The sequence below is a fragment of the Dyadobacter sp. CY345 genome, assembly GCF_021502725.1.
Taxonomy (GTDB): Bacteria; Bacteroidota; Bacteroidia; order Cytophagales; family Spirosomataceae; genus Dyadobacter.
Map to the genome: position 1 here is coordinate 1,435,358 of NZ_JAKFFS010000001.1, position 12,675 is coordinate 1,448,032.

11 protein-coding genes are annotated in these 12,675 nt (G+C 40.6%); 8 read left to right on the top strand and 3 right to left on the bottom strand.

Translation table 11 applies throughout. From position 1 onward, the window contains the following. Nucleotides 1–52 precede the first annotated feature (52 nt). Complete coding sequence (locus L0657_RS06010) at nt 53–1,699, bottom strand: murein L,D-transpeptidase (RefSeq protein WP_235149512.1); 1,647 nt, start codon at nt 1,697–1,699, stop codon at nt 53–55. Between the two features lie 77 nt (nt 1,700–1,776). Then, on the bottom strand, nt 1,777–3,045 hold the full coding sequence (locus L0657_RS06015) for an aspartyl protease family protein (protein WP_235149513.1): 1,269 nt from the start codon (nt 3,043–3,045) through the stop codon (nt 1,777–1,779). A 365-nt stretch (nt 3,046–3,410) separates the two neighbouring features. On the opposite strand from L0657_RS06015, the gene L0657_RS06020 reads away from it, so the two are divergent. Continuing rightward, a complete protein-coding gene (locus L0657_RS06020; RefSeq protein ID WP_235149514.1) occupies nt 3,411–4,607 on the top strand; it encodes a sensor histidine kinase in 1,197 nt (398 codons plus the stop codon). After that, on the top strand, nt 4,579–5,352 hold the full coding sequence (locus L0657_RS06025; protein ID WP_235149515.1) for a LytTR family DNA-binding domain-containing protein: 774 nt from the start codon (nt 4,579–4,581) through the stop codon (nt 5,350–5,352). Before L0657_RS06020 ends, L0657_RS06025 begins: the two co-directional genes overlap by 29 nt. 436 nt (nt 5,353–5,788) lie before the next feature. On the opposite strand, the gene L0657_RS06030 is transcribed toward L0657_RS06025, so the two are convergent. Next, a complete protein-coding gene (locus L0657_RS06030) occupies nt 5,789–7,054 on the bottom strand; it encodes a hypothetical protein (RefSeq protein WP_235149516.1) in 1,266 nt (421 codons plus the stop codon). 206 nt (nt 7,055–7,260) lie between these two features. Here L0657_RS06030 and L0657_RS06035 point away from each other — a divergent pair, with 206 nt between their 5' ends. From L0657_RS06035 to L0657_RS06060, 6 genes are all read left to right on the top strand, one after another. Then, the gene (locus L0657_RS06035) at nt 7,261–8,406 is read left to right on the top strand and encodes a hypothetical protein (protein ID WP_235149517.1); all 1,146 of its coding nucleotides are present in this window, start codon (nt 7,261–7,263) and stop codon (nt 8,404–8,406) included. Nucleotides 8,407–8,631: 225 nt separating this feature from the next. Next, nucleotides 8,632–9,381 (top strand): SDR family NAD(P)-dependent oxidoreductase, encoded by a 750-nt coding sequence (locus L0657_RS06040; protein WP_235149518.1) that lies wholly within the window; start codon nt 8,632–8,634, stop codon nt 9,379–9,381. A gap of 553 nt (nt 9,382–9,934) precedes the next feature. After that, nucleotides 9,935–10,405, top strand: a complete 471-nt coding sequence (locus L0657_RS06045) for an Lrp/AsnC ligand binding domain-containing protein (protein WP_235149519.1) — start codon at nt 9,935–9,937, stop codon at nt 10,403–10,405. A 93-nt stretch (nt 10,406–10,498) separates the two neighbouring features. Next, nucleotides 10,499–10,852, top strand: coding sequence for a PadR family transcriptional regulator (locus L0657_RS06050; RefSeq protein WP_235149520.1), 354 nt, complete (start codon nt 10,499–10,501; stop codon nt 10,850–10,852). 56 nt (nt 10,853–10,908) lie between these two features. Further along, nucleotides 10,909–11,940: an energy transducer TonB gene (locus tag L0657_RS06055; RefSeq protein WP_235149521.1), complete on the top strand. Its 1,032-nt coding sequence runs from the start codon at nt 10,909–10,911 to the stop codon at nt 11,938–11,940. Between the two features lie 164 nt (nt 11,941–12,104). After that, the gene (locus L0657_RS06060) at nt 12,105–12,635 is read left to right on the top strand and encodes a PolC-type DNA polymerase III (protein ID WP_235149522.1); all 531 of its coding nucleotides are present in this window, start codon (nt 12,105–12,107) and stop codon (nt 12,633–12,635) included. Nucleotides 12,636–12,675 lie beyond the last annotated feature (40 nt).

Sequence of the window (12,675 nt, forward strand, 5' to 3'; positions counted from 1 at the left end):
AACTTCATAAAAAACAAAAAAACCGGCTTTTGCCGGTTTTTTTGTTTTAGGATTAATCTTCTAATGCAATTTCATCTGTTTCTCTGCTGAAAAGATGTTCTGCCATTTTCTTATCATGGCCGTAAATATCCTTTCTGAAATTTAAAGCTCCGTTCTGATCCACCCAGACAGTGAAATAGCCTATGAAAACCGGAATCTCTGCCTTGCCTCGGAGGCGGACGTATTTTTCTTTACCAAGATTCATTGCAGCCGTAATTTTCTCTTCCGTCCAGGTACTGTCTTTTCTTAACAAAAATTCAGCCAGTTTTTTTGGTTCTGAAAGGCGAATGCAACCATGACTAAATGCTCTGCTCGATTCTCCAAAGAGGTTTTTGGATGGCGTGTCGTGCAAATAAATGTTATAACTATTCGGGAATAAAAATTTTACCAGCCCCAATGAATTTCTTGGACCAGGTTTTTGACGAACAGCATTTCCGTTCCATTCCATGTTGTGTCTGGCCAGATAATTCCGGTTCTTTTTAATTCCGGGTAAAATTTCATTCTTCAAAATACTCGGAGGGACATTCCAGTAAGGACTAAATACGACCTGGTTAAGCGTTCCTGAAAAAATCACTGTGCTATGCGCCTCGGAGCCCACAACAACATTCATATTAAATGCCAATTTGCCATCCTCGTACACGTGGAGCTTATACTCAGGAATATTTACAAGTAAATAATCGGTCGTCGGCGTTGCCGGAACCCACCGAATGCGCTCCATATTGATCAAAATCTGCTGAATTCGTTCCTGAACAGGAACATTCAGTTCTCTGAAAAAGGAAGCTCCGATTTGTCCATCCTGTTTTAGTCCAAAACGCGACTGGAAACTTTTAACTGCCTGGGTCAGCGTGGTGTCTATCAAGTCTGTGCTGTCAGCCTCTGGCAGATCGCCCAGAGCAAAAAGCCTGCTTTTTATTTCCGGGATAACATCATACCGATTTCCTTCTTTATATTTTTTCTTACCCGCCGGCAATGAATCCCAGGTTAGTTCTTTTCTGATTTTATAATAACTCAGCAGATTTTCTTTCAGTAAATTATACTGCTTATTGACCGGTTCGTAAGCCGAAAGGTTTTGTGCTTTATTTTTTAACAGAGAATCAAGAAATGCTTCTGTATTTATTTTCTTTCGTGGAATAAACCAATTCAGCTCCTGCGTATTAATGCGGTGATCGCCCGAGTAAGCCTTGCTTGCATAACGGAAAAATTGTTCCGTCAGAAGAAGCTCTGTGTTCAATACCTCAGCGTCGCCCGGATTTATTTTTTTCAATAATTTGAGCAAATCAATCTTTGAAACCAATGCAGGATTGTATAAAGAACTATCTCCTGAATAATGGATATAGTCATTTTGCAAACCGATAAATGTTGGGACGAAGTCGGCCAATCCATCCGGAAAAAACCAGGCAAACTGGTAATTTCTGTGGTTGTAAAAGCTCAGAATCTGATTGGCGATGCTGTCATTTTCTGACTTTTTCAGGAATTGATTCAATGCAACGCTGTCGACGAATAATTCGGTAAAAGAATTTTTTATAGTGATCGTAGTATCACGAACAGCAATTTCCGGCAGCTTTTTCTCCTTCTTCGCGCAAGAGGTGAGGAAAGCGCAAAACAACAATACAATCCAGATGTAATTCTTAGTGTGTGTTCGGGTGTATTTCGAAATCATATTTACTTTGAAGTGAAGAGATTACTGAGAAGAAATTAGGTGATGGTACCTTAAACTACTAAATTTTTCCAACAAAGTCAGATAATCCGTTGAAGTTTAACCAGGGCAAAGAAAGTTTTCTGCTCTCTGGTTACCATAATATCCAGCGCTTTTCCGTCACCTTTTTTCATCAGTTGATAAACCTCATTGATATTCATTTCTTTAACGGAAGTGCCATCTATAAACATAATTTGATCACCCTTTTTCAAGCCTGCTTTTTCACCGGGAGAGTTTTCTTTGACATGATCTATAAAGTAAGCATCCAGTTTTTCGCCAGCAGCCAGAATATCGAGTCCACTCATATTATATTCGAAACCTTCTTTTATACGACTTTTAATCGGTTTGAAAAGCACATATTTTTCAGGATAATTGAAAGTAATTTTGAAACGCCGAAGCATATCGCAGCCAATACTTCCTTGCCGGTTGTTCCGGTCTTCTAATTTTATTCCATAAGTTATACTATCAGGAAACGAGGTTAACACATTCGCCAGCTCATTTGATCCCAGTTTGATCGCGTCAATCCGGCCTAAACTTCCGCGTACCGCACCGTTCAGACCCAGCCCTTCGCGAGGTTCAATGACTGACTCCGGCAAAGTAATTTTGTTTTGAGCGGTATGGTCGATCAACAGCGCATTTCCTGCTCCGGTATCCAACATCAGGCGCAAATCCCGAAAATCTTTGCCTGAAATTTTAGCATCTGTCGAGATGTATGGTTTTGCATTTTCAACGAGGATCGGAAGTTTGTCGCCGTTTTTTGTGCTGTATTTATACCTGGTGGGTAGCGTCAGGAGCAGTTCTTTTCTGGCAAAATCAAGCGTGACAACAAAACTGTTGAAGATCTCATATCCAATAATGCCATGAATCGGTATCCCGGCATAACCTGAAAGGCTCGTAATCGGCTCGTCGAGGACAAGCATATTGTGCTGGTTCACCTGCATGTGCTGCATGGATAACGAGTTCCCGATCGCTGTATGTCCGCTGATCATATTTCCGTCACCAAGGCCTTCAATCATCATCTTTCGTTTCAGATCAAGCTTGCTTTTGTCCAGTGCGGTCGGATCTGTAACAATTGTATTAGCAACTCCGGTATCAAGAATAAAATTCAACGTGTCCGACCCATTAATCTGTATTGGAATAATGATCAGATTCGACCTGAATTTAAAGGGAATCCGGTCATATTTGCGATTTCCCGTCAAAAAAAAGCCGCTTGCGGTCTCTTTTGAAGGCTTCTTTTCGGCATTTACGCAAGCCGGAAAATGTATATAAAATATGGTTAATACGAATATTAGCCATTTTATCTTTTTCATTTTTGTCAGAGGACTAAATTTTACTATCCTTAAATCAATAATTTTAATGTTATTATTTTGTTAAATAAATGACTAAAACCATGAAATTTCTATTGTAAATGTAACAGGATATATTTAGAAAAGGTTTAAAAATTGGGATGACCGGCATAATTAACTTGTTGAATTGTAGATTGATCCGGTCGATTTGAAATCGCTCATTTGTCCTTTTGTCATTCGAATAAAAAAAAGTGCAGTTCAGATAATATTGAACGGTAATACTTTGCTCGATTTCTACTTTTATATTCATTCTTAATTTGTTCAACCTCAGAAACCTGATTAACAATTCTATTTCAAGCGTTTTCTTAATGACCTAAATCGTGCTTTATATGCACTTCGTTCAACGTTTACTTTTGCAGTCGAAACTACCGCTGACACAGAAGCAGTTCTGGTGGTATGCCCTTGGGTATTGGAGTATCTTCGCCTTCATCACCTTCGGGCAACTCAGTATGTTGTGGATTCTGAGGGAGGGTCTGACCATGCAATATCACGAAACCTTTATCTGGCTGCTCGACGGATTGTTCTGGTGGTCGACGACGCCACTGATACTCTACGCTTCATTAAAAATTCCCATCGCTTTTAAAGAGCGCATAACATTATTGATCAGACAGGTTTTTCTTCATTTTCTCATCGTTGCGTTTTTGAATATTTTTTTAAATACCTTCCATTATCTGGTTACCAATCCAATTATGTTCTGGGCTGTCGGCAAATCTGTTCCGGCGGAGAAATATTTATTTTCGCTCTTTATGGCCTTTACCGCGAGTTTCAGTCAATACATGTTACTTGTCATAGGTTTTAACAAGGTGTCATATATTTACCGTTACCAGGCATTGAAGCAGGAGCATTTTAAAGCGGAGCTTACCAATGAACAGTTGCGCGGACAGCTGGCAACAGCGCAATTGCAGTCGCTGAAAATGCAGTTAAATCCGCATTTTTTGTTTAATACGCTGCATGCGGTCGTGAGTCTGATGATAAAAAATGATATCAGAAAAGCTACTCAGATGATCACTACACTGAGCGATCTTTTACGTGCAGTGCTGGTAAACCAGCAAGCGGATTTCATTCCTTTGCAGGAAGAGTTAAAGTTAACGCAGCATTACCTGGCCATTCAGCAGATTCGTTTTCAGGATCGTCTGAAAGTGGAATATGACATCGATCCGGCTACCGGATTATGTTCCGTTCCCCAGTTAATTTTGCAGCCGATCGTGGAAAATTCATTCACGCACGGAATTTCGGAACTGACAACAAATGCTGTGATCCGGATTACCAGCAGGATCGAAGGTACGTTTCTTATTCTGGAAGTAATTGACAACGGGGTGGGAAACAAGCAACGAAAAGTCACGTCAGGAACCGGTCTTGGATTAAAAAATACAATGCTCAGATTGAGGCAGGCTTATGGCGAAAAGGCTAACCTCGATTTTACGCATCCGCCGGATGGCGGAACCATTGTAACCTTGTCATTTCAAAGTCAAATTAAAAATAAAATTCAGGAAAAAGATGACGTATTGCTGCCTTATCATAGATGATGAAATACTGGCAAGAGACGTAATCCGCACATTTTTATCGGCGGATTCTACCATTCTTGTTGTGGATGAGGCTGCAAATGGGACACAGGCGGTGATCAAAATTTTGCAGCACAAGCCGGATATTATTTTTCTTGATATTCAGATGCCGGAGCTTGACGGTTTCGAAGTTTTAAAAGGAATATGGCCTCACCATCAGCCGTTTGTAGTGTTCACCACCGCGTACGACCAATATGCCTTGCGTGCCTTTGAAGTCAACGCAATTGATTATTTACTAAAACCTTTTGATGAAATCCGGTTTCATCAATCGTTAGGGCGATTGAAAGAGCGGCTGAGCCAGCAGTCGCAGCCCAGGATAGATGAGCTGGTTACCAAATTGTTGAACGAGCAAAAAGAGAATAAAGAAGGAAATTATTTGCAGCGAATTTTGGTCAAAGAAGCTGGGCGTATGTATCTGGTCAAAGTGGAAGACATTACGCATTTTGGTGCCGACGGAAATTATATTTCCCTGCACACATTGACGAAAACCTACACGATTTATGAAAGTCTGACAAGCCTCGAAAACCGCCTTGATCCTTCGCTGATGATCCGTGTCAGCCGGTCAAATATTATCAATATCAATTTCATTTCCGAAATGGAAACTTATTTTAACGGTGAATATATTGTTCACCTGGCCGGCGGAAACAAGGTGAAATGGACGAGAGGTTACCGCGATACTATCAAAGCTTTTCTGGCTAAGATGGGTTAGAAAGTATCACTTGGTTTACTTAGTAAAGCTTGATTGACCAATACCGTTAAGTCACAAAAATTGTATCACGGAAACGAAGCGGCAAAATTTGTGACGTGCATTTTTCAAGATTACATTTTTCTCGATTATAACAAGTTGATTTAGCCATGTTAAGTATTTCTTTATTATTTCAGTCATCCAGGTTTGTAGCATTAAGTGTATTTCTTGCCGGCTTTTGGGCCTGTCAGAGTCCGACACAACCCTCTTGCTTAAAACAAGACCCTTGCAGGAAACTGACGACAAAAAATCGGAAGTGGGAATATGATGAGTTAAGTCAGAAACTGATTTTTTCTTATCAAGTTTCTAATAATTCAGACCTTTCCGATAGAAATATCGATTTGTTTAAGGCAAAAAATTTTACGGGATGTGTTAGCGGCACGATCTGATGAATAATATATTAAAACGCCTGGAAAATAACTTTGTCCTCGCTTGACAAGCTGACTTTCTGAACAGCCCCGGTTCCTTGAAACGTATAGGATATTCCGATAATCTTGACTTCATTCTCAGGCAAAGGAAATTCTATCGCCAGTTTTTCATCAACAAAATATTGAATTTTTGAACCGTTACTTTTGCAGGAAACTTTGACCCATTTTGAAAAATCTACCCCAAACGCGGATAAATCATCTTTTTTTCCGGAAACAAAATGATCGACGCTTAAAAGATTTAATTCAGATACGCAGCCTTTTATGGAAAGTGGAATTACAATTGGGATACTATCAGTAAAAAGCGTGATTCTGGTTAACTGGCACACAGCAGCACCGTCCCGAAATTCATTTTTAATTTCACTGCTGAAAGAGAAGTTTTTTAATGCTACGGGTTCGAAGTTGCCGACATTCGCGTAAGTCACAACGGGTGGTTTCGGTTGCATTGGAATATTTTTCTGGCTGATAACCGGAATTGGCAACCTTAATATTCCATCGGTAACGAATTCCGAATCTTTAAGATAAACCGGAATATCTTTTCCGTCAATCGTGCCCAGCCAACCGTTGGTCGGAACTAAAAGCTTATGCTCTCTGATAACCTGATCTCCAACTAGAAGTTTGGCAATAAACAAACCCGGTTCATAATAGATAGATGTGTGTTTGTGAAAGTTTTTTTCAACCAAAGTCCGTTTATTATTGTCCCACGACTGCTGTATGAAAACCGAATCGCCCGGTGCGCGTGTTGCATCATAAGTGAACACCACTGAATTAGGAATTCCACTGGTAATGGGCTGGCTGCTAAACGAGAAATCTTCGGCATTTAACTGCGCTTCGCCTTTGTCAAATGCAAAAATACTGACTAACCCAACGATCAAAAGAAGAACAAAAATCCAGGCAAGTTTCATACGCGAAGCAGTCTTGCTGGTTGTTTTTCCGGTATCCAACGGATCCGGAGTCTTTTCCTGATCAGGTTTTTTTGTTTTTAGAAAATTTCGCCAATCCTCATAACCCGCAAATTTCGCCAGTGTATTCAGGGTCGTTACGCTCGGCAGATGGTTATATTCTGTCCTTCCCCAGATTCTTCGCAGCGTACTTACACTCAATGAAACGCCGGTGTCATCCAGAATAAGCTGGCTCAGATTTTCAAAATCGATGCTTTGCCAGCTTTCGGAAGCGCCCCAATCAAGCTTTTGCTCAATTTCTGTCTTACATTTTACAAGCTCGTTAACCTCGGATGTCATTGGTTTTCAGTATGATATAACTTGGTATAACTTGACCAGAATTTGAAAAGGAATATAATGGCCATCCGCTTAGGTTTGTCGTAGACAACTGTTGTCCTGTAAACTAAACCTGTACTATTAACAAATATCTGAAAGTATGAATAAAGTTACACATCTGTCACCTCGGAAAATTTTAGTCAAAATTTATCAAACCATATACCAAAGCCATGAAAACAGTACTGTCCATTGTGTTTAGCTTAATTTCTATTTCCGTTTTTGCACAAAAAAATAAGAAGCAAAATAGCGATCAAATCATTTCTGCTTTGACGATTCCCTTAACAGCCGAAAACTGGGATTTTCCGGAAGGAAAGGTGGAGTTTGCCGACTTTGATTCGCGGCCATCTATGAAGATTTCCGCGAACGGCGTGCAGTCGATCTTGAAGAACACAGAATTTGTTAATGGGACGATCGAATTTGATATGATTCCTAAGGACCCATATTTTGCGACCGTTTATTTTCGCTGGCAAACTCCGAAAGAAAATGAGTGTTTTTATCTCAGAACTGATCAAAGCAGGGACTCGACTGCGACAGATGCGGTTCAATATGCGCCGTCCGTTTCCGGAGTGAATTTATGGGATATGCTTGGTCATTTTCAGGGAAGCGCATATTTTTGGAAGGATGGCTGGAACCATGTGAAGATTGTTGTTTCGGGTTTTCAGATGCGCGCTTATGTCAACGACATGGTGCGTCCGGTCATCGAAGTGCCAAGACTTGAAGGTAATACTTCGAAAGGTACAATTGCTTTTGAGGGAGACTGTGTTGTTTCTAACGTGGTCATTAAAAAAGACCAAACTGAAAGTTTATCCCCGATGCCTGGTGCAGATCTGACGAATCATGACCCGCGTTATATTCGCACTTGGTATGTCAGCAAAACAATTGAAACACCGAAAGGAATCGATTTTAGTGCTGATTTGATGCCTAAACCAGAGGATTCCTGGGAGGTGATTAATTCAGAAAGAATGGGATTAATCAACCTGACCAGAAAATTCGGAGGGCATCAAGGTATGCGTAAGATCGTTTGGCTTAAAGTAAATGTTGAATCGAAAACGGCACAGAAGAAAAAGATAGCGCTTGGTTTCAGCGATGAGGTCTGGGTATTTTTAAACGGACGACACCTGTATGTTGACAAAAATTTATACGGTTCACCGATTATGAAGGAACCGGTCGGAAGATTGTCACTTGAAAATTCATCCTTTGAGATTCCGTTCAAAGAAGGGAAAAATGAGATTTTGATCGGCGTTGCTAATAGCTTTTACGGTTGGGGAATTGTTGCCAGACTGGAAAACATGAACGGTATTTCGATAATAAAGTAACGCGACAACCGGGATCAGAAATTCGAAACTGCTGCTTACAATCAGGTTTTAAAACGGCCTGACGGTAAGCAGCAGTTTTTTGTACTTTCAAGTCACGAGATACTTGCATGGAGTTGGATTGTCGTCTCTTAAATTATTTTGGTACAATTATTTCAGTTAGGCCAAATCAGTGGCAAGATTTCAAATCGTATTTTACCACCCGAAGTCATCGTCTAAATAAAATTCATGGGATCGTTTGAAAATAAAGTTGTTGTAGTAACCGGAGCTGGGAAAGGTATTGGGCGTAATGTTGCATTTGCTTATGCAAAAGAGGGTGCCAAACTTGCTGTTATTGACAGAAACACAGAAGACCTGGAAGAAACCGAAAATCTGATACGGCAAAGTGGAGGAGAAGTTTTTTCAAAAATCGTAGACCTCACACAGCCCAGCGACATCGTAGATGCTTTTGTCAAAATTAAATCAGCGTTCGGGGCGATCGATATATTGATTAATAATGCAGGGTTAGGAAAAAGTAAGTCTCCTTATGATCTGGATATTGATGATTGGGATTATGTGCTGAATACAAATCTCCGTGGAACATTCGTTTGCAGCAGAGAGGCGGCAAAAGTCATGAAGGAAAATGGGGGAGGTGCGATCATTAATATTTCTTCGACGAGAGCATTAATGTCCGAACCGAATACTGAAGCCTACGCAGCTTCGAAAGGTGGAATCCTTGCACTGACTCACGCGCTTGCTATTTCGCTTGGGCCCGATAAAATCATGGTCAATGCAATAAGTCCGGGCTGGATAGAAACGGGCGATTATAATGAACTAAAATCTGCTGATCATAAACAGCATCCGGCAGGGCGCGTTGGGAAGCCAGAAGATATTTCTAGGGCATGTTTATTTTTAACAAATACTGAAAATAATTTCATAACCGGAGCAAATTTCGTCATTGACGGAGGCATGACCAGGAAAATGATCTATGAAGAGTAACTACGGCCAGTAACTGCTATTAGCAAACGTAAGTCAAATTTTAAAACCTATTGTTGTGAAAAAGGGCGTTTACAGTTTGAGAGAGTACATTTTTGCAGTAAAAAGAAAAAACACGCAGGTTTCAAAATGAACCCGCGTGTCAAATTACACTTCATCAACAAACTAAAAACCAAATAAAACTACTACGAAAAAAATCGCTTGTCAAGTTTTTTTTGCTGTAGGAGGGGGATTCGAACCACCCACGGTGCGGTTAGCCGCGATACAAAATACTGTTGGTGGTCCACCCCAGTCGACTCTCGTCGGCATTATACCGTGTTTATCCCTGATTCACCACCCCCGAGACAGGAGGGCATGGCTGCCAATTTCATCACCCTACAATGTGATATTTTGTCGATTCCGGAATTTAAAATAAATTGTCGTCCCTGGAATGACAATGCAAAAGTAAGGTGTTAAATTTAAAATATAAAATTTTTGCATAAAAAAATCGAAAAATTTACGATATTTCTATAAATTGCTTAAAATCATTGCCAAAAACTCAACAAAAATCCTCTTTATGCAAAAATATTCAGATATTGACAGTACTGATTTGAGAATTCTATCGCTGCTGATCGAGAATGCGGCACTGCCGTATACCGAGATAGGAAAACGTGTGTTTGTGTCCGGCGGTACAGTTCATGTGCGTATGAAGAAGATGGAACAGCTCGGTATTGTCAAAGGGTCGCAATTGCTTATTGATCCGACAAAACTTGGGTGGGATATCAGTGCTTTCCTAGGTGTATATCTTGATAAAAGTTCTCTTTATGAGGAAGTTGCACAAGAGCTGGAACGTATTCCGGAGGTAGTAAATATCCACTATACAACCGGGATTTACAGCATATTTATCAAAATCGTTTGCAGGGATACTGGCCATTTACGAGAGATTCTTCACGACAAAATTCAAAAAGTCAACGGAATTCAGCGAACTGAGACCTTCATTTCGTTAGAAGAGCGTATTAACCGATCCATTCCGTTGACTGACGATTAAATTTTTTAAAAATTTCCAAATACTTCTCAAAAAAAGTCTTGCTTATTGTATATATAAAAAACTTATATATCTTTGTAAGGTAAAAACTGACTTATGGATACGAACACAACAAGTAACGAATACGTGCGTGGTACGCTTAAAACCATAGTTCTTAATTTGCTGGCTGAGGAAAAGCGTATGTATGGTTATGAAATTACACAAGAGGTTAAGGAGCGGACAGGCGGGGCGATTGCATTAACCTTTGGTGCGTTATATCCGGTTTTACATAAATTGGAACAGGAAGGACTGCTTGTGACTGAATCTGTGGAAGTTGATGGCCGCTTGCGTAAATATTATTCTTTAACGACGCCCGGAAACGAAGCCGCGCGGGCTAAAACGAATGATCTTGAACGTTTTGTGGATGCGATCCGTTTACTGCTTGCGCCGAAGATTATGGCAACAGAATAACTGGTCTGGCTAATAGTTTTTATAAAAATCCTGTAATACCCTAATCTCCTTTACAGATGAAACGCCTTCAAGAAAACCGGATAGAATTGCTTAGCAATTATTTGAAAAAGAATGGTTTGAGTCCGGAATTGCTTCCGGAGATTCTCGATCATTTGGCGTGCGAAGCAGAAGAAAGACTTTGGGATGGGGATTCGTTTGAGCGTGCTTTCAGCGGAATTGTTGAAACGGCTGATCCGGATACACTCCAAATATTGAGTGTTGAACATAATCATCTATTAGCCATGGAAAAAACATTGAACGACATCGTTTTTGAAGGAAGAAACAAATCCTACGGTGCTTATCAGCTCCGGAAAGGTTACAACAGCACCATGCAACGATCAGTATTGCTCGGTGTGACGTTCTTTTTACTTATTATGCTTCTGCCAAATCTGTATGCGAGGCTGGTCCCCGAACCTGAAATAGATGATATCGGATTTGAAGTAAAACTGACTACCGTAGACATCAAACCTGACGTCACACCTCCGCCGCCAGTGCCGGTAGAACCTCCAAAAGCAGAGCCTCAGCCAAGCACGAAAAAATTTGTTTCCTATGATGTTCTGCCAGACGATATGGTGATGGAGGAAGCTGTGCCGCCTACTATTGAGGACTTGCAGCACGCGTTACCCGGACAAGAAACGGTAGAGGGTATTTCTGATATCATGGACATCGCTCCACCAGCGGCCGAGGCCCCGGCGGGAAAAGGCAGGGTTATAGAAGCGAAAACTACTGAGGAAGAAACATTCATTGCTGTTGAGCAGGCGCCTGCCTATGCTGGTGGCAATGCTGCAATGGCGGAATTTTTAAGGAAAAACCTTAAGTACCCAACGCAAGCATCCAGAGCCAATATTCAGGGAAGAGTTTTTGTATCTTTTATTGTCGGCTCTGATGGGAAGATTGAAGACGTGCATACGCTGAAAGGAATTGGTTTTGGTTGCGATGAAGAAGCTGAACGCGTTATCAAGTTAATGCCAAACTGGAAGGCGGGAAGGCAATCAGGAAATCCTGTGCGGGTGCGTTTTAATTTGCCGATTGTATTTCAAATAGACTAAGTAAAGACCGTAAATAATTAATAATATATTGGAATAATTTTGAAGAATCCTCGCCATTTGCGGGGATTTTTTCGTTTTTTTGTAATTGAATGAATTCGGAAAAATAGATAATTAAGAACTTCAATAAACACGATTTGTTTACCTATGCAGATATTCATTAAGTAATGTACGCCATTGTTGATATAGAGACAACCGGAGGAGGAGGAAATGCACGTATCACTGAAATAGCTGTTTTTCGTCATAATGGAGTTGAAATTGTCGATTTCTTCCACTCCCTGATTAACCCCGAAATATTTATTCCCCCGTTCATTACCCGTCTTACCGGTATTGATAACCTGATGGTCCAGGATGCGCCGACATTTTCGGACGTTCAGGATTCAGTTCGGAAACTGACACGCGACGCCTGGTTCGTAGCGCATAATGCCAAGTTTGATCATGGATTTCTAAAAAAAGAATTTGCAGCACTCGATGAATATTTTCAGCGGGATTTACTTTGTACTGTTCAGCTGAGCAGGAAAATATTTCCTGGTCTGAAGTCTTACAGTTTGGGAAATCTTTGTGAAAGTCTGCAAATATTGATAGAAAATCGGCACCGTGCAGAAGGCGATGCGGCCGCGACTGTTAAACTTTTTGAATTGCTTTTACGAAATGACCTTCAAAAGCTGATTCCAATGGACTACGCACGAATTGTGTAATAATAGCTCACATATTTGTGGAATGATTTTTATAATAATA